This is a genomic window from Rhodococcus sp. As11 (genome assembly GCF_048957735.1).
GTDB lineage: Bacteria > Actinomycetota > Actinomycetes > Mycobacteriales > Mycobacteriaceae > Rhodococcus > Rhodococcus gordoniae.
Map to the genome: position 1 here is coordinate 68192 of NZ_JARDJE010000014.1, position 21922 is coordinate 90113.

At 69.9% G+C, this 21922-nt stretch carries 17 protein-coding genes; 9 read left to right on the forward strand and 8 right to left on the reverse strand.

All coding sequences use genetic code 11. The features are described from left to right. The first annotated feature begins 5 nt into the window (after positions 1 to 5). Together PV766_RS16875 and PV766_RS16880 are read left to right on the forward strand one after the other, a co-directional pair. Complete coding sequence (locus PV766_RS16875) at positions 6 to 566, forward strand: TIGR03086 family metal-binding protein (RefSeq protein ID WP_064063250.1); 561 nt, start codon at positions 6 to 8, stop codon at positions 564 to 566. A gap of 20 nt (positions 567 to 586) precedes the next feature. Then, entirely contained in the window at positions 587 to 1495 is a 909-nt protein-coding gene (locus PV766_RS16880; RefSeq protein WP_421097480.1) for a pseudouridine-5'-phosphate glycosidase, read from the forward strand. 4 nt (positions 1496 to 1499) lie between these two features. On the opposite strand, the gene PV766_RS16885 is transcribed toward PV766_RS16880, so the two are convergent. Continuing rightward, positions 1500 to 2165 carry an NUDIX hydrolase gene (locus PV766_RS16885; RefSeq protein WP_064063639.1) on the reverse strand — a complete coding sequence of 222 codons (666 nt, stop codon included), beginning with the start codon at positions 2163 to 2165 and terminating at the stop codon, positions 1500 to 1502. A gap of 61 nt (positions 2166 to 2226) precedes the next feature. Here PV766_RS16885 and PV766_RS16890 point away from each other — a divergent pair, with 61 nt between their 5' ends. Both PV766_RS16890 and PV766_RS16895 read left to right on the forward strand, forming a co-directional pair. Further along, positions 2227 to 3207: an ADP-ribosylglycohydrolase family protein gene (locus PV766_RS16890; RefSeq protein ID WP_421097481.1), complete on the forward strand. Its 981-nt coding sequence runs from the start codon at positions 2227 to 2229 to the stop codon at positions 3205 to 3207. Positions 3208 to 3322: 115 nt separating this feature from the next. Next, complete coding sequence (locus tag PV766_RS16895; RefSeq protein ID WP_129977905.1) at positions 3323 to 4453, forward strand: iron-containing alcohol dehydrogenase; 1131 nt, start codon at positions 3323 to 3325, stop codon at positions 4451 to 4453. 7 nt (positions 4454 to 4460) lie between these two features. Here PV766_RS16895 and PV766_RS16900 read toward each other — a convergent pair whose 3' ends face one another. From PV766_RS16900 to PV766_RS16910, 3 genes are all read right to left on the reverse strand, one after another. Continuing rightward, on the reverse strand, positions 4461 to 4655 hold the full coding sequence (locus tag PV766_RS16900; RefSeq protein ID WP_064063637.1) for a hypothetical protein: 195 nt from the start codon (positions 4653 to 4655) through the stop codon (positions 4461 to 4463). Positions 4656 to 4734: 79 nt separating this feature from the next. Beyond that, entirely contained in the window at positions 4735 to 5526 is a 792-nt protein-coding gene (locus PV766_RS16905) for a PIG-L deacetylase family protein (RefSeq protein ID WP_064063651.1), read from the reverse strand. Between the two features lie 38 nt (positions 5527 to 5564). Next, on the reverse strand, positions 5565 to 7607 hold the full coding sequence (locus PV766_RS16910; RefSeq protein WP_064063650.1) for an elongation factor G-like protein EF-G2: 2043 nt from the start codon (positions 7605 to 7607) through the stop codon (positions 5565 to 5567). A 205-nt stretch (positions 7608 to 7812) separates the two neighbouring features. On the opposite strand from PV766_RS16910, the gene PV766_RS16915 reads away from it, so the two are divergent. Beyond that, a complete protein-coding gene (locus PV766_RS16915; RefSeq protein ID WP_421097482.1) occupies positions 7813 to 9237 on the forward strand; it encodes an aldehyde dehydrogenase family protein in 1425 nt (474 codons plus the stop codon). A gap of 233 nt (positions 9238 to 9470) precedes the next feature. Here the strand turns inward: PV766_RS16915 and PV766_RS16920 are convergent, their stop codons facing one another. Further along, positions 9471 to 9767, reverse strand: coding sequence for a chorismate mutase (locus PV766_RS16920; protein WP_016934680.1), 297 nt, complete (start codon positions 9765 to 9767; stop codon positions 9471 to 9473). A 319-nt stretch (positions 9768 to 10086) separates the two neighbouring features. Between PV766_RS16920 and PV766_RS16925 the strand changes: the two genes are divergently transcribed. Further along, on the forward strand, positions 10087 to 10980 hold the full coding sequence (locus tag PV766_RS16925; RefSeq protein WP_421097483.1) for a hypothetical protein: 894 nt from the start codon (positions 10087 to 10089) through the stop codon (positions 10978 to 10980). Positions 10981 to 11173: 193 nt separating this feature from the next. Further along, positions 11174 to 12358: a thiolase family protein gene (locus PV766_RS16930; protein WP_064063634.1), complete on the forward strand. Its 1185-nt coding sequence runs from the start codon at positions 11174 to 11176 to the stop codon at positions 12356 to 12358. 62 nt (positions 12359 to 12420) lie between these two features. Here PV766_RS16930 and PV766_RS16935 read toward each other — a convergent pair whose 3' ends face one another. The 3 genes from PV766_RS16935 to PV766_RS16945 are packed head-to-tail and all read right to left on the reverse strand — an operon-like array spanning position 12421 to position 19321. Then, positions 12421 to 16638 (reverse strand): TIGR02680 family protein, encoded by a 4218-nt coding sequence (locus tag PV766_RS16935; RefSeq protein WP_421097484.1) that lies wholly within the window; start codon positions 16636 to 16638, stop codon positions 12421 to 12423. Continuing rightward, complete coding sequence (locus PV766_RS16940) at positions 16635 to 17765, reverse strand: TIGR02678 family protein (RefSeq protein ID WP_421097485.1); 1131 nt, start codon at positions 17763 to 17765, stop codon at positions 16635 to 16637. The genes PV766_RS16935 and PV766_RS16940 overlap by 4 nt, the downstream gene beginning before the upstream one ends. Beyond that, the gene (locus PV766_RS16945) at positions 17762 to 19321 is read right to left on the reverse strand and encodes a DUF2397 domain-containing protein (protein WP_421097486.1); all 1560 of its coding nucleotides are present in this window, start codon (positions 19319 to 19321) and stop codon (positions 17762 to 17764) included. The genes PV766_RS16940 and PV766_RS16945 overlap by 4 nt, the downstream gene beginning before the upstream one ends. A 174-nt stretch (positions 19322 to 19495) precedes the next feature. Here PV766_RS16945 and PV766_RS16950 point away from each other — a divergent pair, with 174 nt between their 5' ends. Further along, positions 19496 to 19984: a MarR family winged helix-turn-helix transcriptional regulator gene (locus tag PV766_RS16950; RefSeq protein WP_016933116.1), complete on the forward strand. Its 489-nt coding sequence runs from the start codon at positions 19496 to 19498 to the stop codon at positions 19982 to 19984. Next, positions 19977 to 21767, forward strand: a complete 1791-nt coding sequence (locus tag PV766_RS16955) for an AMP-dependent synthetase/ligase (RefSeq protein WP_129977904.1) — start codon at positions 19977 to 19979, stop codon at positions 21765 to 21767. The genes PV766_RS16950 and PV766_RS16955 overlap by 8 nt, the downstream gene beginning before the upstream one ends. The last annotated feature ends 155 nt before the right edge of the window (positions 21768 to 21922 follow it).

The window sequence follows — 21922 nt, forward strand, 5'->3', positions numbered from 1 at the left end:
GAGTCATGAATACAACAGCACTGCGACACGCAGAGGCCGACAAGCCGCTCACCGACGTGATCTCGTCCCTGCGCGACGCCGAGTGGGACGCCCCGTCGCCGTGTGAGGGGTGGACGGCGCGCGACGTCCTGGCCCACATCATCGACACGCAGCGGGAGTTCTTCGACGGTCGCGGTGTCGAGACGGGGGAGCGGCCCGACACCGGCCGTCCCGCCGAGGCCTGGCAGGTACACACGGCGCGTATCGCCGAGATCCTCGCCGACGACGCACTCGTCTCGACGACCTACGACGGGTACTTCGGGCCGACGACGGTGGGCGCGACCTTCGAACAGTTCTACATCTGGGACATGCTCGTGCACCGCTGGGACATCGCGCGCAGCGCGGGGGCCGATGTGGTCTTCTCCGACGCCGAACTCGATCGGATGGAGGCGGGCGCCGACAGTTTCGGCGACGCGCTCTACATGGACGGTGTCTGCGCGCCGGCGGTGGACGCTCCCGACGATGCCGACCGCACGACCCGCATTCTCGCGAAGATGGGCCGGCGCACGGCCGCGGCGCTTCGATAGGCCGCGTTATCGTCGGTCGTATGAGCGAATCGATCCGCGTCGCGGACTTCGTGCGCGAGGCGATCGCGGCCCGTCGGCCCGTCGTGGCGCTCGAATCGACGATCTTCACGCACGGTCTCACGCGTCCACGCAACGTCGAGGTCGCGCTCGACGCCGAACAGCGTCTGCGCGACTCCGGGGTGGTGCCCGCGACCATCGGGGTCGTCGACGGTACGCCGACGGTCGGTCTGTCGGAGCAGCAGATCCGTATGCTCGGCGCGGACGATTTCCCGGTCGTCAAGCTCGGCCTCCGCGACCTGCCGGTCGCAGCGGCCAAGGGGTGGCACGGCGGGACGACGGTGTCGGCGACGGCGCTGCTCGCGCATCGTGCCGGGATCGCCGTCTTCGCCACGGGCGGCCTCGGCGGCGTTCACCGAGGAGCTTCGTCGACATTCGACGAGAGCGCGGATCTCGTTGCGCTGGCGACACTTCCGATTCTCGTGGTGAGTGGCGGCGTCAAGTCCGTCCTCGACATCCCCGCGACGCTCGAACGGTTCGAGACGCTCGGGGTGATCGTGGTCGGCTACCGAACCCCGCGCTTCCCCGGTTTCTACGTGCGCGACAGCGGGTGCGACGTCGACGCGGTGGAGTCGGCACAGCAGGCCGCGGAGGTGGCGCGGGCGCGGGACGGGCTGGGACTGCGCTCGGCGGTGCTCGTGGGGAATCCGGTGGCGGCCGAGGCGCAGATCGATCCGGAACTGCACGACCGGGTGCTCGCGGAGGCCGAGCGCGCGGCCGTTGAGACCGGGATGCGCGGTAAGGCGCTCACCCCGTTCCTGCTCGACCACATGCATCGGGCCACCGAGGGGCGCTCGCTCGAGACGAATGTCGCGGTCTATCGCGGGAATGTCGCTGTAGCCGCCGAGATCGCGCTCGCGCTGGTGGCCTGAGGCGTCACTGCAGCAGGAAGGCGGCGGTGGACGACGGCAGGGGAGTGTCGCGCCGGCGGTAGATCTCGGCGGGGCGACCTGTGCCTTCCCTGCGCAGTTCGCCGGTGGGTTCGAGGCCGTGCAGCAGGTGCCGGCGGAAGGTGTCCTTGGGATAGCTGCGGGCATAGACGGTTTCGTACAGCATCCGCAGGTCGAGCACGGTGAACTGCTCGCCGAGGAAGTTGCCGGGGTCGACTGCGGCGGAGTACCGGCGACGCAGGTCGGCGACGGCCAGGTCGACGATCTCGGCATGGTCGAAGGCGAGGCCGGTGGTCTCGGTCGTCGGCACGAGATGCGCCTCGGCGGGGATTTCGGCGACCGGCACTGCGGCGCCGTGGGCCATCGACAGCACCCATCCGCGGTCGTCGCGCTCGGGATCGTCGAGCATGGCCAGCTGGTGGAAGTCGACGCCCGTGAGCCCGGCCTTGTCGCGCAAGGCGCGTTCGGCGGCTTCGGCGAGTCGCTCGCCGGGGTGCAGGAAGGTGCCCGGCAGGGCGAAGCTGCCCTCGGGACGTTCGACGACGAGTACCTTCAGGACTTCGTCGACGGTGAGGACCGCGACGTCCACGGCCACCGAGGGGCGCGGGTAGTCGGTGAGCGACCTGCCGGTCGAATCGGTCGGTGTGCCCATGGTGGACATTCAATCATTGATGCGCTAACTTTAGCGCAGACTTGATCGAATTGAGGGGTTCATGGAAACGACCGCAGCACAGAACGACCGGGCCGCCGGAGTCCTGCTCGCCACCGCAGCAGGTGACGCACTCGGGGCGGGATACGAATTCACGTATCCGACGGCCACCACACCCGTCGACATGATCGGCGGCGGACTCGGGCCGTTCGCGCCCGGCGAGTGGACCGACGACACCTCCATGGCCCTCGCCATCGCCGAGGTCTCGGCGACCGGCGTCGACATCGGACAGGGTGCCGGACTCGACGCGGTCGCGGCGCAGTTCCTCCGCTGGTACGCCACCGACCCCAAGGACATCGGCAACCAGACGCGTGCCGTCCTGCGCGAGGCGGGCCCCACCGCCGCCGGCATGACGGCGCGCGCCCGCAGCCTTCCGGGACGCACCGGCGGTAACGGATCGCTCATGCGCACCGCACCCGTCGGGCTCGCCTTCCTCGACGACGCCGAGCGGTGCCTGGCCGCGGCCCATGCGATCAGCAGCCTCACCCACGCGGACGAGCAGGCATCCGAAGCGTGCCGCCTGTGGTCGTTCGCGATCCGTCACGCCGTCCTCCACGGCACCTTCGACGGGGTGCGGATCGCGTTGTCCCACCTACCGCGACCTGCCGAGCAGCGGTGGGCGGTGTTGCTCGACGAGGCCGAGGCCGCGCCGAGCCCCCGCGTGTTCGACAACAACGGCTGGGTCGTCCACGCCCTGCAGGCCGCGTGGTGGGCGATCACGCACGCCCGCACCGACGGCCCCGGACACCTGCCGGAGGCACTCGAACTCGCCGTGCGCGCCGGCAACGACACCGACACGGTCGCGGCCATCGCGGGCGGGCTGCTGGGCGCGCGCTGGGGTGCGTCCGCGGTGCCGGAGCGGTGGCGTCGCATGCTGCACGGGTGGCCCGGTTACCGCGCGGACGACCTCGAGCGCCTCGGGCTGCTCACCGCACGGAAGGGCTCCGGCGAACACGGCGCACGGTTGCGGGTCGTCGAGAGCTGAGACTCCCCGAGATCCGCCGGATGCCTCCGCTCGCGACTGTGATGCGGTAGACACGACCTGTCGGCCGGATATTCGAGGGGGATCGCACGTGGCTTCCATCGCACTTCCACGCATCATGCGCGTCGGCGGAGGTGCCGTCGCCGAGATCGGGGAGGTCGTCGCCGGACTCGGGCTCGCCCGGCCCCTGGTGGTGACCGACAAGTTCCTGGTCGGTACGGGTGCGGTGGATCGGATGGTCGCGCAGCTCGACGCCGCCGGACTGCACCCCGCGGTCTTCGCCGACACCGTGCCCGACCCCACCACCGCCTCACTCGACGCGGGTGTCGCGGCGGTCGCCGAGCACGACGCCGACTGCGTGATCGGGTTCGGCGGGGGGAGCCCGATGGACACCGCGAAGGCGCTGGGCCTGCTCGCCCGGCAGGGCGGGCACATGCGCGACTACAAGGCGCCGCGCGACAACACCGGTCCGGCGTTACCGGTGATTGCCGTGCCCACCACGGCGGGAAGTGGCTCCGAGGCAACGCAGTTCACAGTCATCAGCGACAGCGAGACCGACGAGAAGATGCTGTGCCCCGGCCTGGCCTTCCTGCCGGTCGCGGCGATCGTCGACTACCGGCTCACCATGACGATGCCCCCGCGGCTGACCGCTGACACCGGCGTGGACGCACTCACCCACGCCATCGAGGCCTACGTCAGCAGGAAGGCGAACCCGTTCTCCGACGGTCTCGCGCTCGTCGCGATCGGCACCATCGGACGGGTGCTGCGGCGCGTCTACGCGGACGGACAGGATGCCGCGGCGCGCGAGCAGATGATGCTGGCCGCCACGCAGGCCGGGATCGCATTCTCCAACTCCAGCGTCGCGCTCGTGCACGGCATGAGCCGGCCGATCGGGGCGCACTTCCACGTCGCGCACGGCCTGTCGAACGCGATGCTGTTCCCGGCGGTCACCGAGTTCTCGGTGGATGCGGCCGAATCCCGTTACGCCGACTGTGCCCGCGCTCTCGGCGCGACGTCGGCGGACGCTTCGGACGCGACGGCCGCTGCCGATCTGCTCGTCGCGCTGAAAGAACTGTGCCGCGACGTGGAGGTGCCCACGCCCAAGTCCTACGGCATCGACAGGCGGACCTGGGACGAGCGGGTCCCGGTCATGGCCGAGCAGGCACTGGCGTCGGGATCTCCGAACAACAACCCCAGGATCCCGACGGCCGACGAGATCCGCGAGCTCTACGCACGGATCTACGGCTGAACGCGGCTCACTCGGGGGCCTGATCGTCGGGCTCGACCTTCTCCGTCTTCACCCGGTCCGAGATGCTGCCGGCCGCGCCTTCCTCCTCGCGTTCGTTCTCGACCTTCTGTTCGAGCTTGTCGACGAGGTTCTCGATCTTCCGGCCGGTGAGGTCGTCGTTGTCCTCGGGGCGGCCGGAGCCGTGCTTGGGGGCGTTGTCCATCGACGTCCGTCCTTCGTTCGTAGGTGCAGGGGAGCGGTACCCGAGCGCCGGGACGATCAAACGGCTGCAACGGTTCTGCTCACGTCGATGTCGGCGGTCGGAGCGGGAGACCGGTCTCCCGCAGACCGGGCGCACCACCGCGTCGCCGGAACCATTCGACACCGAACGCGGCCCGCAGATGTTCCTCGGGCATGGTCAGCATCGGTCCGAAGTCGCCGATCTGCGACTCGTAACCGACCATCGCCGCGCGTTTGGCGTCGAGCGCCGTCGACACATCCACCGCGGTGGTCAGTTCCGACTCCGGCAGACCGAAGGTCTCGAGGTCCGGAGGCCGCACATCGTCCGGTGCGTCCGGCAGCGCCGAGAACAGCCGCTTCAGGTGATCCCGGTTCGTCGAGGCCTCGTAGACGGTGTCGTGCCCGGTCATGCGTTCGGCGTGGACCCCGGCGCGGTGGACCTGGATGTGGTCGGGATGGCCGTATCCGCCGTGCGCGTCGTAGATGGTGACGACATCGGCGCGTTCCTGCTCGATCACCGCGGCCAGCCGTGCTCCCGCCTCGCCCGGATCGGCGTTCGCGAAGGCGTCGGGGTCCTGGTTGCCGCTCGTGCCGGCCATCCCCGAATCGCCGTAGCCGAAGGACACCACCCGGGCGGCACCCAGCGCGCGAGCGGACTCTTCGAGTTCCTTCGTGCGCCGTGCGGCGAGAGATTCGCCGGGTGCGAGCAGTCCGTCGGGATACTCACCGCGGGCTCCGTCGGTGGCGACGACGAGCACGACCCGGTGTCCGGCGTCGGCGGCCAGGCGCATCACGCCGCCGGTGAGGAACACCTCGTCGTCGGGGTGCGCGTGGAAGCACAGCAGAACGCTCATGGCGTTCATGCTGGCACGTTGTCCGGAAGGTGTGGCGGCTAGTCCGACCCCCCGTATCGGGCGGCGAGGTTCTCGGGCATCGGCTCGTGCCGCAGGTACTGGCGCGCGAAGTCGGCGGTGCCCTGCGTGATGGACCGCAGTTCCACCGGATAGCGGCCGAGTTCGAGTTCGGGAACCTCCGCGCGCAGCAGTGCGATTCCCGGTGCCGGTGATTCGGTGCCGAGTACCCGGCCGCGCCGGGCGGACAGATCGCCCAGGACGGCTCCGAGGAACTCCTCGGGCACGATCACCCGTACGGCAGCGACCGGCTCGAGCACTCGAACCGTGCTGTGCGAGGCCGCGTCCCGCAGGGCGAGTCCCGCTGCCGCCTGGAAGGCCGCGTCGGACGAATCCACCGAGTGGGCTTTACCGTCGACCAGGGTGACCTGCACGTCGACGAGCGGATATCCCGTCGTCACCCCCTTCTCCGCCTGTGCGTACACGCCCTTCTCCACGGACGGGATGAACTGACGTGGAACCGCACCGCCGACCACCCGCTCGGCGAAGACGACACCGCTCCCCACCGGCAGCGGCTCGACCTCGACGTCGACGACGGCGTACTGACCGTGTCCGCCGGACTGTTTGACGAGCCGGCCGTGACCTTTCGCTGAGGCGGCGAAGGTTTCCTTCAGCGGCACCCGATGCTCGACCGTGTCGACCTGCACACCGTGCCGGGTACGCAGCCGTTCGAGGACCAGCTCCGAGTGTGCCTCACCCGTGCACCACAACACGAGCTGGTGGGTCTCGGGATTCTGCTCGACGCGCAGCGCCGGATCCTCGGCGGCCAGTCGCGAGAGGGCCTGGGACAGTTTGTCGTCGTCGGTTCGGGTGTGCGCTTCGATCGCGACGGGCAGCAGCGGTGTCGGGGTCGGCCACCGGTCGAGCGAGACCGGACGGTCGGGGTCGTGCAGGACGTCTCCGGGTTGCGCCGTTGCGAGTTTCCCGACGGAGACGATGTCTCCCGCGACCGCCTCACCGACCGGGCGTTGCTGTTTGCCGAACGGGCTCGTCAGGGCAGGGATGCGTTCGCGGCTGTCGCGGTCGCTGTCGGCCAGCGCCACGATCGTGTCGGGCCGGAGCGTGCCGGAGTACACGCGCACCAGGCTGATCCGGCCCACATAGGAGTCGCCGGCCACGCGCACGACCTGCGCTGTGAGCGGACCTTCCGGGTCGCACGGCGGTGCCCCGCGACCGCGGTGTGTCGGGGCAGGGAAGCCGGTGGTGATCAATTCGAGCAGTTCGACGGACCCGATACCCGTCTCGTCCGCGGGGACGGCCGGGTGCAGGGTGCAGGCCAGGATCTCGCGGGTGAGCCCTTCCTGCAGGGAGGCGGTGTCGAGTTGCTCGCCGGCGATGAACCGCTCCATGAGCGTGTCGTCCTGGCCGGAGATGGCCTCCACCAGGCTTTCCCGTGCCTCGGTGGAGACCGGGCACGGGCCCGGTTCGCCGTAGTTGCGGCCCGTCAGCAGCCCCATCGATCCGATAGGGCGGTCGCCGTCGTAGACGGGATAGAACAGGGCCCGCAGGGTGTCGGGCCCCAGCCCGAAGGCATCGTGGCAGTCCGAGAGCATGTCGTCGTAGCCGTGCCGGGCGACATCGAGTTTGTTCACCACGATCGCGCGAGGAACGGCCTCGTCGTCGCACTCACGCCAGAGGGCGCGGGTCGCGGCGCTGATCGGATCGGTGGCGGAGACGACGAAGATCGCCGCGTCGGCCGCATGCAGACCCGCGCGGACCTCCGCGTCGAAGTCGGGGTGGCCGGGCGTGTCGATCAGGTTGATCTTGATGCCGTTCCATTCGAGGGGCACCACGGACAGCTGCACCGACCGGCGGTGCCGCTGTTCGATCTCCTCGTAGTCGGACACCGTCGTGCCCTCGGCCACGCGCCCGGCACGCCCGACGGCGCCCGCTGCCACGGCGAGGGATTCGGCGAGGGTGGTCTTCCCGGATCCGCTGCACCCCACCAGGGCAACGTTGCGGATCCGGTCGGGACTGTCGGCGGTCGGTGCCTGCCGGCTGCGTGCTGCGGAGCGATCGGGCATCGAGCTACTCCCTCGTGTGACCTGCAGCACAGTCTAGGGCATTCCGATCGTCCCTCCGGGGAGGTTGGCAACACGCGCTCGAGGCTCGCCACGCCACCGGCGACCGAGCCGCCGCACGCCTTCGGGCTCGACGAGATCGACCCCGCATTGCGGTGTGGTCTTCGTTACCCTCGCGCAAGGGCGTCCTACGAGCAGGGAGACCGAGATGACGGACATTCTCGACCGCACGAAGATCTACATCGACGGGCAATGGGTCGATTCCGACGGCACCGGCCGGATCGAGGTCGTGAACCCGGCGACCGAGGAGGTCGTCGCTGTTGTTGCCGAGGGTGTCGCCTCCGATGTCGATCGGGCCGTCGCCGCGGCGAAACAAGCATTCCCGGCCTGGTCCGCGCTCAGCGGTACATCACGCGCCGCCTACCTGGAGAAGGTCTCCTCCCTGGCGAACGAGCGCGCCGACGAACTCACGGCCGTCGTCTCGCAGGACCTGGGGATGCCCGCGCACTTCGCACGCGCCATCCAGGTCGGGATGCCGCTGAAGAACATCGCGGCCTACGCGTCGCTGGCCGGAAACTACGACTTCGACGACCGGGAGATCGGCAACGCCCTGGTCGTCCGCGAACCCATCGGGGTCGTCGGGGCGATCACCCCGTGGAACTATCCGCTGCACCAAGTGGTGCTGAAGGTGTTCGCCGCGCTCGCGGCAGGATGCACCGTGGTGCTCAAGCCCACGGAGGTCGCGCCGCTCGTGACCTACGCCCTCGTCGACATCGTCGACGAGGCCGGGCTGCCGTCGGGTGTGCTCAACGTCGTCAGTGGTTACGGACCGGTTGTCGGCGAGGCCATCGCCGCCCACCCCGATGTCGACATGGTGTCGTTCACGGGGTCGACGCGCGCCGGCAAGCGGGTCTCGGTCGTCGCGGCCGAGACGGTGAAGAAGGTGGCGCTCGAACTCGGCGGCAAGTCGGCCAACATCATCCTCGACGACGCCGACCTCACCGCCGCTGTCACCGAGGGTGTCGGCAAGTGCTTCCTCAACTCCGGCCAGACCTGCACCGCGCTGACCCGCATGCTCGTCCCCGCCGACCGTCTGCCGGAGGCCACCGCCATCGCCGAGCAGGTCGCGCGGGCCTACACCGTCGGACTGCCCGACGATCCGTCGTCGAAGCTCGGCCCGCTCGTCAGCGGCACGCAGCAGGCACGGGTGAAGTCGTACATCGACAAGGGGGTCGAGGAGGGGGCCGAACTGGTGCTCGACGGGCGCGAAACCGAGTTCTCCACCGGCTACTTCGTCGGGCCGACCGTCTTCACGAACGTCGCGCCGGAGATGACGATCGCCCGTGAGGAGATCTTCGGTCCGGTGCTGTCGATCATCGGTTACCGGGACGAGGACGACGCCGTGCGCATCGCCAACGCCAGCGACTACGGCCTGTCGGGCGGCGTGTGGTCGGCCGACCCGGCGCGAGCGGAGGCCGTGGCCCGCCGCATGCGCACCGGTCAGGTCTACGTCAACGGTGGCGCCTTCAACACCGACGCACCTTTCGGTGGTTACAAGCAGTCGGGTATCGGACGCGAAGCGGGTGTCTTCGGGCTCGAGGAGTTCCTGGAGATCAAGACGATCCTGCGCTGACGGAAGTGCACAGCACCGGCCGGAGTCGCTCCGGCCGGTGCTGTGTCGTTCGGGGACCGGTCGACGGCCCGCTTCGCAGTGAGCCCGAGATCCATACTGCTCCTGTCTGATACCGGGACCTCCGACAGGCAGGGTGCGTCCACGTCTGCGACCGGCGTGACTCGAATCGGCGGACGGCGCGGGTACGCCGACGGCCCCCGCTCCGTGTGGTGCGGGGGCCGTCGGGGTGGGTCTCAGGCCTTGCGGGTGCGGCCGAGGCGCAGCAGCGTCATGGCGAGCGTGCTTCCGTCGGCGCCGAGTTCGTCGAACCGTCCGAGGACGGCCATTTCCTCGGACTGTGCCTCGCGGCTCGCGTCGGTGCCCTTGGCCGATGCTCCGACGCGCTGAACGAGTTCGGAACGCCGCTTGATCACCGCGAGCAACTGGGCGTCGAGCTCCCTGATCTGCTCGAAGAGCTCGCCGAGCTCTGCCGCGGCCGACGAAGCTTCGCCGACGGACGCGATGCCAGGCGAATCAAGCTGGACAGTCATGCAGACTCCTCCGGTCTCGTCTGAATCGTCACAGATTGTGTCGCGATCTCGCCTGTAGGTGTTACCGACACGTAGGGAAATATTCTCGCCAGCTTCCCCCATACGCGTCCCGTCCCTCCAAAAACAGCCGTGACCTGGAATAACACAGTGATGACCGGGGGGTATGTTAATCGTCACACCGGCCGGTGCCAACTCGCGTGCCCGGTCGTGGCGGAGCGCCCGGAGGGTCCGCATCCGATCGGCCGCTCGAGGTAGCGTTCCGGCCGACCGGCACGGCCGAGAGCGTCGAGGCTCCTCGGTACACCGGGAGGGGAGACCGATGCAACGACCTGTTGTCCCGTGGGGTGGGCGCGGCACGGAGGCTGCGACTTCGGACACCGAACGGACATCCGATACCGAACCGCCGAGCGAATGGCGGCACGGCGCGCATACTCTGCGCGTATACGCAGCGGCCGGTGCGGCCGTGCTCGTGTCGGTCTTCGCCGCGACCCGCGGAGTAGGTGTGTGGCGCGCCGGCTCGGTGGGCGCCGACCGCTTCTATTCGATCCTGGCGGTGCTGATGTTGCTGACGGCGGCCTTCGGCGCTGCCTTCTGGTCGCCACCGGGGCGCAGACCCGGGGTGAGGCATGTCGACGCGGCGGGTCGCGGGAGTACCGAGATCGGAGGACGCCACGTCGTCTTCGGTCTGCTGCTCGCGATGGTGGTGTGCGGCGCCTTCCTTTCGCTCGGGGCGGCCGTGGAGATCGTGGTGGGGAACGACGGGCTTCCCGTGGTGGCGGTGGCGCTGGCACTCGTCGCCGGGGTGTGCCTGACCTTCCTCGCCGAGGTGGCACTCGGGCGCATCCGGGCCGGATCGCTCGTTCTCGGACCCGACGGCATCAGGCTGCGCGGCTGGTTCGTGGAGTCCTACCTGCCCTGGGTGTCGGTGCGGGGGCTCCGGGCGGTCGACCGGGGGGTCCCGGTGATCTGGATCGAGGGGCACGAGTCGGCGGCGTGGGCGCGCCGGCGGACCAGTCGTGTGTTCCGTTTCGAGCGATTGCCGCAGGAGCCCCGGATCGAGCTGGACTCACGGTATCTGGCCGTCGACCCCGTGCAGTTGTACCGCTTTCTCGAGTTCTACGTGGAGCACCCCCGGCACCGCCGCGAGCTGGGCACGCCGGCGGCCGCGGATCGTCTCGCGGCGGGTCTCCCGTTCGCTGCGGACGACGCGTGAAAACAACGTAGCTCCTCCTGTAGAATGGCGTTTCCGCACCTGTTCCTGCAGCGCGCGTTCGAGCCCACGAGACTGCGGCACTCGGTGCCGTAGCATGAATCGGACCCTTCGGGAGGGCCAGCCTCTCGAAGAGCCGTGCGCTCGGCCGGTGCCGGCGTGTGGACCCCAGGTGTTCGACCAGATTGGACGAGAAATGACCGCTCCGGAACGCATCGTCATCGTCGACGGCGCACGCACCCCCGTCGGCAGCTTCGGTGGCGCCCTGAAGGACGTACCCGCCCACGAACTCGGCGCCACCGCGGTGCGCGAGGCGCTGCGGCGTGCGGATGTCGCGGGTGAGGACATCGATGAGGTCGTCATGGGCTGCATCGGGCAAGTCGGAGCCGACGCCTACAACGCCCGTCGCGTGACCCTCGCCGCCGGACTGCCCGTCTCCACCCCGGCCCTGACCGTCAACCGGTTGTGCGGATCCGGACTGCAGGCCGTGTGGTCCGCCGCCCAGGAGATCCGTTGGGGTGCTGCCGAGATCACCGTCGCCGGCGGCGACGAGAGCATGTCCCGCATGCCGTTCTACGACTTCGGTGCCCGCAGCGGTTACAAGCTCGGCAACCGCGAGCTCGTCGACGGCACCGTCGGGATGCTCACCGATCCGTTCAGCGGACTGCACATGGGCGTCACCGCCGAGAACGTCGCCCGCGAGTACGGCGTCAGCCGTGAGCAGCAGGACGAGTTCGCCCTCGAATCGCAGCGGCGCGCCGCCACCGATGCGGCGAAGGCCGTCTTCGCCGAGGAGATCACCCCGGTCGAGATCGGTGGCCGCAAGCCGGTCACCGTGACCGAGGACGAGCATCCCAAGCCCGACACCACCCTCGAGGTGCTCGGCAAGCTGCGTTCGGCGTTCATCAAGGACGGCACCGTCACCGCCGGTAACGCCTCCGGCATCAACGACGGCGCGGCCGCCCTCGTCCTCGCCCGAGAATCGGTGGCCCGCGAACGCGGCCTTGCCGGCTCGGTCGTGCTCGAGTCCGTCGTCACCGCGGCGATGGAACCCGAGTTGATGGGCTACGCACCCACTCTCGCCCTGGTGAAGCTGTTCGAGCAGAACGGTCTGACCCCGGCCGACATCGACACCGTCGAGCTCAACGAGGCCTTCGCCTCGCAGGCCCTCGCGGTGGCGCGCGACGCCAAGCTCGACCCGGAGAAGACCAACCCCTACGGCGGTGCCATCGCCCTGGGGCACCCGGTCGGCGCGACCGGCGCGATCCTCACGCTGCGCGTCGCCAAGGACCTGATCCGACGCGACCTCGAGCTCGGCGTCGTCACCATGTGCATCGGTGGCGGACAGGCACTCGCAGCGCTGCTGCGTCGCGTGTCCTGATCCGGCACCTTCTCAGGATCCCGGCGGTGGCGGGCGTGATATCGGTATCGCGCCCGCCGCTGCTAGGTCGGTAGATCGGTGAGCGGCCGCAGGTGCCGCACGCGGCCGTCCCAGTGCACCCGGGTCGTCACAGCCGTTCCGTCGCCGAGCCGGCGGACCTCGTAGACGTCGAGTTCGGGTACCTCGGGCACACAACCCCACAGCGCGTGCCCGGTCATGACGAAATCGATGTCCTGCCGTACGAGCAGGCCCATCAGTTCACCGATCGTCGGATCGTCGATCTTGGCAAACGCGTCGTCGAGCAGCACCAGCCGCAATGCGGTACCGGTGTCGGGAAGACCCGAGAGATAGCCGTCCGCCGCGGCGAACAGCGAGACGTACGACACGAAGCGTGTCTCGCCCTGGGATATCTTGGCGCGCGCGGAGATCCGCCGCTCCTGGTCCGGTCCGGGACCGACGATCGTGACCTCGACCTCGTGCCAGCGCCGGTAGTCCAGTGCCTGCGACAGGTGCAGCGCGTACCCGGCGGACGGGTCTGCGACGTGTGCGGACTCCACCCGGCGGCGCAGCATCTCGACCAGTTCGGCCGCATCCTCGGCCGAGCGGTCGGTGTCGGTGAGCAGTCGCGTCATGCGAGCCGCGTCGGTGTCATCACCGCCGGGTCGCCACTCGATCCGCACGCCGATCCCGTGCGTCGTGCGGCTGTCGGCGAGACTGTCGTTCATCGCCGCGATCAGCTGCCGTGCCCGGTCGATCCGCCGGCGCAGTTCGTCGGCCACACCGCCGAGCACGAAGCCGGTGAACACGTCGTGCTCACGTTGCGACAGGACCCGGCGGCCCTCCTCGACCTGCCGGGTGAGTGCGGCCGAGACACCCGCAGGTGTGCTGTCGTCGACCGCTCCAGCGATCCGTACGCGATGGGCACCGTGCGTCACCGTGTGCTCGACGTCGAAGCGCGCGGTGATGTCGCGGTCGAACTGCTGCAGCGCGACCAGCATCGCGTTCTCGTCGATTCCGGTGCGGGGCGGCAGCGTGGCCGAGAGGTGCCCGGCCACCGAGAGCACATGATCCGGATCCTCGAGGTGGACGGGAGGGAGCAGCGTCCGCGAGGACACAGCGGCCGGATCGGGATCTTCCTCGAGCGCGGCGCGCAGCTCGGGCAGCTGCAGGTGCGCGGCGAGCAGTTCGGCGGCCGCGGCGAGTTCGCGACGGTCACGGTCGAGCCGCTCGCGCGCTGCCGCGCATCGTTGCAGCACTTCCGCGACGGCACGGCCGAGGTGCTCGCGATGAGCGACCGTGCGCCGGAACTGCTCGTCGGCACGTGCCCGTTCGGTCTCCGAGTTACGCAGTTCCCGCGCCAGGTCGCTTGCGTCGACGTCCACGGCCGCGGTCTGGGCTGCGACCACCGCGGCCTTCGCGTGCCATTCGTAGCGGCACGATTCGGCGATCTCCTCCGCCTCGATCCGCTCGGCCGTGGCCTGCGCGCACCGCTCGGCGACATCCGTGAACCGGGTGTGTGCGGCGAGGACGTCACCGAGAGCGCGGGCCAGTTCGGCGCACAGCGCTTCGGCGGAGGCACATCCGGCGACCAGCGCCTCGAGTTCCGGAACCTCACCGGGCACGCCGAAATGCGCGCATGCGGTGCGATGGGCGTCGAGGTCGGCGCTCCATCGGGCGCGCAGCACCGTCGCCTGATCGCGCAGCTCCACCGCCGTGTCCGCCGCGGAACGCACGCGCTCGTACGCGTGCCGACGTCGTTCGAGGGCGGCTCGCAGCGCGTGCGAGGTCGGTGCGGTCGACAGGTGGGCGTCGATCTCCGCCCGCCGGTGCGCCGCGTCGGGGAAGTCGACGCGCAGCTGTTCCGTCGCGAGGTCGATCCGGATGAGTTCGGCACGGATCTCGTCGAGGCGCACGCGGCGGGCCGCGGTGGCAGCCTCGCGGGCCGGCCTGCCGATGAAGCGCGGGGTCTCGGCGGTGTGCCGTCCACGCAGAACACCGTTGTGCCAGCGGCCGTCCCGCGAGACCGAGGCCACAGCGGTGGCGTCCTCGAAACCGATCGTGTTCAGGACGGCGTCGATCGCCGGCCGCGGTACGCCGGCGTCGAGGTCGGGACGCAGGACCGTCGCCAAGGGCTGCGTCGGTGGTTCGCCGCGCGGCGAGACGAGGACCTGGCCGCCGAGTGCACGTAATCGGCCCTCCCCGTCGACCGTGGCGGTGAGGAAACCCGCGGCGAGCAACGCGGCTTCGATTCCGGCGCGGTCGTCGTCCCCGAGGGTGTCGACGAATTCCACTGCCTGCCACAGTGGGGCACCGTCGGTGCGCACGTGCCAGGGCGCCTGCTCGGGTCCCTCGCCTGCTGCTTCGAGCGCCGCCTGCTCCCGGACGAGGTGCTCGCGTGCGATCCGTGCGTCGCGTTCTCGACTCTCCCGCTCGTCCGGGGCGTTGTGGAGGTAACTCAGCGCGGAGCGCGCGGCGGCCGCCGGTAGCGAATCCAGCTCCGCGAGTGCCGGATCGAGGTCGACACCATCGGAGCCGGTGTCGGCCGGCGCCGTGTCGATCAGCACGTCGAGCTGCGTGGACAGTCGGCGCATCAGAACGACCCGGTCCCGGTCGAGTTCCGGCAGCAACGCCGTCGTGCGGTCGGCGGTGATCCACTCGCGCCACCGGTGCTGCAGACCGGCGGCGACCGCGCCGACACCGGCATCCGTCTCGGCGGCTTCGACCGCACGGTGTTCGGCGTCGTGGGCCGCGCGGTCGGCGGCCGCCTCGGCCTCCCGGACCGCGTGCGCGGCGGCGTCGAGACGACGCGCCTCGAGCAGTCGCCGGTCGGCCTGGTCCCGCCTGCGACGGGTCGCCTCGGCGGCGCGCAGGACGGCATCCCGGGCGTCGCCGACCTGTCCGGGGTCGAGGGACACCGTCGCCACGACCGGCCTCACCACCTGCTCGGAGGTGTCGTGGACACCGGTCCGGACGGGTTCGAGCACGGCTGGGGGGTGGTCGACGGAGAAGTGCAGCGTAGCCGGCACGGTGTCGTGCGGAAGGCCCACCGCCGGCAGGTCGCGACCCGCCGTCGCGAGACGCCGCACGGCGCGCGTGACCACGCAGGTCAGTTCGTCGAGGACTCCGGCCGCACGGTCTGCGTCGCGGCGTTCCCGCAGGCGACTGCGTTCGGCCGCGGCGGCCGAGTGTTCGGCCGCGCGGTGGAGCGCATCGACGGCGAGCTGCCGCTGCGCGAGATCGTCCGCCGCTCGGAACAGCGCGTGGGTTTCGAGTCCGCGGATCGCGCGGTCGAGTTCGGCCACTTGATCGCGGCGCTCCCGGAGACGGGTGTCCGCGGCAGCGACCTGGGCATCGAGGTCGGTCGCCTCGGCCTCCGCGCCGGCGAGTGCGCCTCGGGTCTCGACGACCCGCCGCGCGGCCTCGACAGCAGCGTCGGCGTCGGCGCGAAGCAGATCCGCCGCATACCGTAGGTACACCTCGTGGAAGCGCAGCACGTGCGCGTGCGCCGTCTCGAGGCGGATCTGTTCCCGACGAGTCTCGCCGAGCAGGTCGAGGCGACCTCCGGCCTCGGTGAGCATGTTCTCCGTCAGCGGTGGCAGCGCGTCCGACAGGATCTGTGGAAGGTGACCCTCGTCGATCCGGTTGCCGACGTCGGGCGAGCGCAGGGTGTGCAGAAGTTGGAGCAGACCGTCGTAGCGGTCGCGTCCGCTCTCACCGTGCAGCCCGAACACCAGTCTGCGGACCGTCTCGCGATGCCGCTCCGGGTCGCGGGTGAGATTGTCGGCGCCGACGAGGTCGGTGAGCCGCTCGCGCGAGAGGGGGGCGCGAAGGTCGTCGACGAGACGCAGGTCGGTGCCGACCCGCAGGGGCGTCGTGAAGAAGTACGCCTCGCTGCGACGTGCGTCGGAGCGATGGCGGATCTGAGCGCCGATGGTGAGATGCCCACTGGGACGCGCCAGTTCGAGCCACAGATATCCGACACGATCCGTCGTATCCGGGGCTCCGGTGCGCATGAGTTCGTCCAGATCGACCTTCGCGGCACCCGTCGCGTCCATGCGTCTGCGGTCGCCGTCGAGCAGGAACGGCAACAACATCTCGAGGGCGCGGGACTTGCCGGATCCGTTGGTGCCGCGCAGGATCATCCGCCCCCCGGACAGGACGAACTCGACGTCCAGGTAGTGCCAGACGTTCACGATCCCGGCGCGGTGGAGACGCCAGCGATCCGGGAAGCGGGGTGGAGGGTTCCCGTCGCCGGCGGACGAGTCGGGCAAGTGGGTCATCGACAGTGGCTTTCGGCGGAGACGGGACGGTAACGGGCGGAGGGTGCGGTCAGTTCGAGTCCGTCCTCGTGCGGGCGCGCCAAGCCGAGACGAGTGAGCAGGGCGACGACGTCGCGGCGCAGGAGTGCGAGGTCGCGGACGTAGGTGCTCTTCCACGTGCGGGAATGCGAGGCGGCGAGCTCGCCGAGGGTCGAGTCGAGGGTCTGCGCGTCGATGTGCAGTGTGGCCGCCGCCCGATCCCCGAACCGTCCGACGAGTTCGGACACGAGCAACAGGCAGGCATGCCGCAGGGTCCCCGATCCCGGGAAGGCGTCGTCGGTGAGTGCGCCGGCCGGGTCGTATGCGATCGCACCCTCGGCACGCACCTCGAGGACGAGACCGAAGTCCTCCTCCAGCATCCGGGCGAGTTCGTGGCGGTCGCGGGCGAGTATCGCCGCCGACTCGTCGTCCAGTTCGTCGCGCGCGACGAACGGATCCTCGACGAGCCGCCGGTACAGGCGCCGGCCCGCGGGCTCGTGCTCGTGGCGTGTGAGTGCGGCCGCAGGCCCGGGCATCTCGTGCAGAGGAACGTCGAGCAGGTGGGGGAGCAGGTCGCGATGGATCCGGAGATGGGGAACGTCGCCGTTCTCCTCGTCGATCCGATCGGACTCGGTGATCACTCCCCATTCCTCGAGGATGCGCAGGACGGCAGCGAAGTTCCGCTCCTCGGACACCGGGTCGCCGAACACGATGCCGTTCTCCCGCGCGTCGGCGCGCACCTGTTCGAGCAGACTACCGACGGACACTCGGTCGCCGGCCCCGGGTTCGAGCAGTGCCGCGCACACGAGTGCGAGGCACGCGTAGGTGATCGCGCCGAACTCGGTGCCGTCGGCGTGCCGAAGGGCGCGGTGCGGTGCCATGGGTTCGAGCGGTGCCTTGAGGAGACGGACGAAAGTCGGTTCGACGACGAGGCGGTATCCGAGCCGGTCGGCGAACATCGACTTCAGGGGTGGCGCGTGACGTCGTACGAGGTCGAACGTCTCACGGTCGCCGGCGGCGGTGACGATCGGCTGCTGCAGCAGTGCTCGCGCGGCGTCGCGGCGGCCGGAGGCATCCAGCGATGCCGCACCCGGATGCGAGGTGCTCACGGGGTCACCGCGCCGGGGTCGAGCGATTCTGTCGCCACAACGCGCAGTGACAGACCGTGCACGGTGAGATCGCCGTCGGGGCAGTGCACCACCGTGTCGGCACCGGGCTCGGCCGTCAGCGACAGCCCGAGATCGGGATCGTCCACGTACACCGGCCCCTCGACGGTTCGGTAGCCCGCGAGTGCTGCGGCGAGGACGCCGAGGACTACGTCCCGTGCCTGCGTCGACAGGTGCGCGCCGTGCAGGTCGCCCGCCGAACTCAGCTCGGCGACGGCGTCGGCGCGTCGACGTGACTCGTGCCGGGCGAGTTCGTCCGCTCGGACCCGACCGGGCAGCGAATCGGGGAGACGCCCGATACCTCCTCGGGACGAGTTGTCGCCGCGTTCGCGCAGCGACACCGGCACCACGACGGGAGCGGCCCGCCACCACGATGTGCCTGCGCCGACGCGAGGGTCGGTCTCGTCGGGACCGAGCAACAGGTGCCGGCTCGGGAAGGTGCCGAAGGTCGCGGCGAACACGCGGTGGGCCTGCTCGTCGGGGGACTCGGCGAACCACCGTGCCAGGCGCAACAGATCCGCGCGGTGCGAGAAGCCCGGCGTGCTCGCCGTGATCCGTCGTGTGCGCGCGAGCAGCCGGCTCAGCGCCGACGCCGCCGCGTCGCGCATGCGTCGCGGGCCGGAGTCCTCCGCGTACCACTGCGCCAGTGCCTCCCAGTCGGCGCGACGTCGACCGGGGGAGCGGACCGGAACGGTGTCCGACTGCTCGGCCCCGGGCAGTCCGAACTCGGGCAGGGCGGTGAGCAGGGAGTCCAGCCGTGGTTCCAGCCGAGCCAGTCTGCTCGTGACGAGTGGGGCGAGACGCTCGACGTCCGAACCGATGACGTCGACGTAGTCGAGGAGCAGGTGCTTGGTCTCCGTGTAGTCGTCGACGCCCCCTGTGTCTTCGAGACGGCCGAGGAGCCCGGCGAGATGCGAGTAGAAGTCGGCGACGCTGTCCGTGAACAACCGGTGGTGCGCGAACACGGCGGTGACATGCGCGGCCAACTCGTCCCGGTCGAGCACGGCCCCGTCGCCGACCAGCAGTTCGTCGATCCGGCCGAGTGCGTCGGCCACACACCCGAACGACTCGCGTGCCACCTCGCGCACTCCGTCGGAGGGGTCGAGCAACCTGCCGACCTCACGGTGCACCCGCACTCCGGCCGGCGTCGGCCGGTACCGGGCACGATCCCTGACGTCGGTGGACACCATGTCTCCGACGTCGATGGAGACCGCGCCCCGGACGTTCCGCCGGTGGGACCCACCCTCGGTGCCCGCGTCGTCGCGTTCCCCGGCCCGGCCCGTGAGCGCGAGGTTCCCCCATCGGACCAGCCGATGACACCGGGCGTCGACGACCGCGATGTCGAGCGTCGCGCCCCGCGCCGCGCACGAGGCTGCGATGTCGTCCGCGGACAGATCCGCGAGCAACAGGCCGGTGAAGCTGTCCATCACCGCGAGGTACTCGTCCGCTTCGTCGGCGACGAGGTAGCGGAACAGGTCGCGACCGGTGTGTCCGCCCATCCGACCTCCTCTCCCGCGTGCCGACGCCGTACGGTCAGACAGGCTAGCCCGGTGATCGCGGAGCAGGGCGGGCGAGTTCGCCGAGCGCGGGCACGGACTGTGAAGAGGCAGACCGGGATCGGCCGGACACGGAGTGGATTCGTGCCCTGCCTCACTCGCGTTTATAGTTGCCCTGTGCAACACAATCGGCAGGCCCGGCCGCCGTCCGCGGACGGCGTTGCCCGCGTATACGAGGAGTTCGTACACCTCGTGCGCTTCCTGACGTCCGGAGCGCGGACGCAGGACAACGGTCTCTCGCTGGTCCAGCATTCGCTTCTCGGCTTCATCTCGCGAAATCCGGGCTGCCGTGCCACCGACATATCCGAGGTCTTCGGTGTCCACCGCTCGACCGTGTCGCGCCAATTGCGGCACGCCGTCGATGTGGGCTGGGTCGAGGCGGGGACGGGTCCGGCACGCGCCGGTCATCCGCTTCGACTCACCGACCACGGAGCGGCGGTTCTCGAAGGTGCCGTCGTGCGTCGTCTCGACGACGTGCGCGCCGGCCTCGAGGGCTGGGACGAGAACGACCTCGACCGCTTCGTGGACCTCCTGCGCCGCTTCCGCGCAGGAATCGATTCCGATGACCGGACTCCCGACCAGAACGATGGAGATTGCAGTGCGTGAGTACTCGACCCCGGCCCCGTTCACCATCGGTGACGACGAATCGGTCGTCCACACGGTGTTCACCCATGCGGAGAAGACTCCGCATCGAGTGATGTACTCCCGGCCGCAGGGTGACGACTGGGTCGCGGTCACCGCGCAGCAGTTCGCTGACCAGGTGAAGGCCGTCGCCAAGGGCCTGATCGCCAACGGCGTCGAGCCCGGCGACCGCGTCGCGTTGCTGTCCGCCACCCGGTACGAATGGTCGTTGTTCGACTACGCGATCTGGGCGGCGGGTGCGGTATCGGTGCCGATCTACGACTCGTCGTCCACCGAACAGATCCGCTGGATCCTCCAGGACTCCGAGGCCGTCCTCGCCGTCGTCGAGACCGCGCGGCACGAGAAGCTCTTCGTCGACATGCCCACCACGCTGCGTCGCATCCTGCAGATCGAGGACGGGGCCGTGAACACCCTCGCGGCCGACGGCGCCGACGTCGACGACGCCGAGATCACCGCGCGCCTGTCCGGAATCCGCTCCGACGGACTGGCCTCCCTCGTCTACACCTCGGGGACCACCGGGCGTCCCAAGGGATGCATGCTCACCCACCGCAACTTCCTCGCCGAGGTCCGGTCGATCCTCACCTCGGACATCGGTGTGGTCGCCAAGCCCGGCAACCGGGGCCTGACCTTCCTGCCCCTCGCACACGTTCTCGCCCGCGCCGTGTCGCTCGCACTGTTCGAAGCCGGAGCCGCGCAGGCGCACTGGTCGGACTTCTCGACCGTGTCCGCGCAGTTCGCGCGGTACTCGCCCAACATCATCCTCGGTGTGCCCCGCGTCTTCGAGAAGGTGCGCGACGCGGCAGCGGCCAAAGCTGCGGTCGGCGGCCCGGTCAAGGCAGCGATCTTCGAGTTCGCGGAGCGTACCGCCATCGCCTACAGCGAGTCGCTCGACCAGGGCGGACCGACTCTGCTGTTGAAGGCCGAGCGCACTGTCGCCGACAAGCTGGTCTTCTCCAAGCTGCGCCAGGCCATGGGCAACGAATGCTGGTACGCGATCTCCGGGGGCGGGGCCCTGAGCCCTCGCCTCGGTCACTTCTTCCGCGGCGTCGGCGTGCCGATCTACGAGGGCTACGGCCTCACCGAGACCACGGCCGCACACAGCGTGAACACGCCCGGCTCGCAGAAGATCGGTACCGTCGGACGCCCCATGGGCGGGAACTCGGCGCGTATCGCCGACGACGGCGAGATCGAACTGCGCGGAATGGTCGTCTTCGACGGTTACTGGCGCAACGAGGAGGCCACCGCCGGCGCCTTCGACGACGGCTGGTTCCGCACCGGTGACCTCGGCTCGCTGGACGAGGACGGGTACCTGTCCATCACCGGACGCAAGAAGGACCTCATCATCACCGCCGGCGGCAAGAATGTCTCGCCCGGGCCGATCGAGGACCGCATGCGGTCGCACACCCTCGTCTCCCAGGCCGTCGTCGTCGGTGACGGTCGCAGCTTCATCACCGCTCTCGTGACCGTCGACCCGGACGTCTTCGAGAACTGGAAGACCGAGAACGGCAAGCCGGCCGGTGCGACGATCGCGGACCTGCGCCACGATCCCGCGCTGCGGGATGCGATGCAGACCATCGTGGACGACGCCAACACGCTCGTCTCGCACACCGAGGCGATCAAGAAGTTCGTCATCCTCGACCGCGATCTCACCGAGGAATCCGGTGAGCTCACCCCGACGCTGAAGATCAAGCGCAACGTCGTCACCGAACGTTTCGCTCACGAGATCGACGCCCTGTACGCGAAGTGACGCCCTAGGGACGTGTTCTCCCGCCGGACCGCCGATCCGACTCCGGGTCGGCGGTCGCGGCATTCGGCGACATCACCGCCGCGTCGCGGCATTCGGCGACATCACCGCCGCGTCGCGGCATTCGGCGACATCACCGCCGCGTCGCGGCATTCGTG

Bases quoted from the DNA above. Each gene is read 5' to 3' on its own strand.
- PV766_RS16885 (WP_064063639.1), bottom strand. From the start codon at position 2,165: ATGGGCACACCGACCGATTCGACCGGCAGGTCGCTCACCGACTACCCG.
- PV766_RS16935 (WP_421097484.1), bottom strand. From the start codon at position 16,638: ATGACCCACTTGCCCGACTCGTCCGCCGGCGACGGGAACCCTCCACCC.
- PV766_RS16905 (WP_064063651.1), bottom strand. From the start codon at position 5,526: ATGAGCGTTCTGCTGTGCTTCCACGCGCACCCCGACGACGAGGTGTTC.
- PV766_RS16880 (WP_421097480.1), top strand. From the start codon at position 587: ATGAGCGAATCGATCCGCGTCGCGGACTTCGTGCGCGAGGCGATCGCG.
- PV766_RS16910 (WP_064063650.1), bottom strand. From the start codon at position 7,607: ATGCCCGATCGCTCCGCAGCACGCAGCCGGCAGGCACCGACCGCCGAC.
- PV766_RS16925 (WP_421097483.1), top strand. From the start codon at position 10,087: ATGCAACGACCTGTTGTCCCGTGGGGTGGGCGCGGCACGGAGGCTGCG.
- PV766_RS16890 (WP_421097481.1), top strand. From the start codon at position 2,227: ATGGAAACGACCGCAGCACAGAACGACCGGGCCGCCGGAGTCCTGCTC.
- PV766_RS16875 (WP_064063250.1), top strand. From the start codon at position 6: ATGAATACAACAGCACTGCGACACGCAGAGGCCGACAAGCCGCTCACC.
- PV766_RS16915 (WP_421097482.1), top strand. From the start codon at position 7,813: ATGACGGACATTCTCGACCGCACGAAGATCTACATCGACGGGCAATGG.
- PV766_RS16895 (WP_129977905.1), top strand. From the start codon at position 3,323: ATGCGCGTCGGCGGAGGTGCCGTCGCCGAGATCGGGGAGGTCGTCGCC.
- PV766_RS16900 (WP_064063637.1), bottom strand. From the start codon at position 4,655: ATGGACAACGCCCCCAAGCACGGCTCCGGCCGCCCCGAGGACAACGAC.
- PV766_RS16930 (WP_064063634.1), top strand. From the start codon at position 11,174: ATGACCGCTCCGGAACGCATCGTCATCGTCGACGGCGCACGCACCCCC.
- PV766_RS16945 (WP_421097486.1), bottom strand. From the start codon at position 19,321: ATGGGCGGACACACCGGTCGCGACCTGTTCCGCTACCTCGTCGCCGAC.
- PV766_RS16920 (WP_016934680.1), bottom strand. From the start codon at position 9,767: ATGACTGTCCAGCTTGATTCGCCTGGCATCGCGTCCGTCGGCGAAGCT.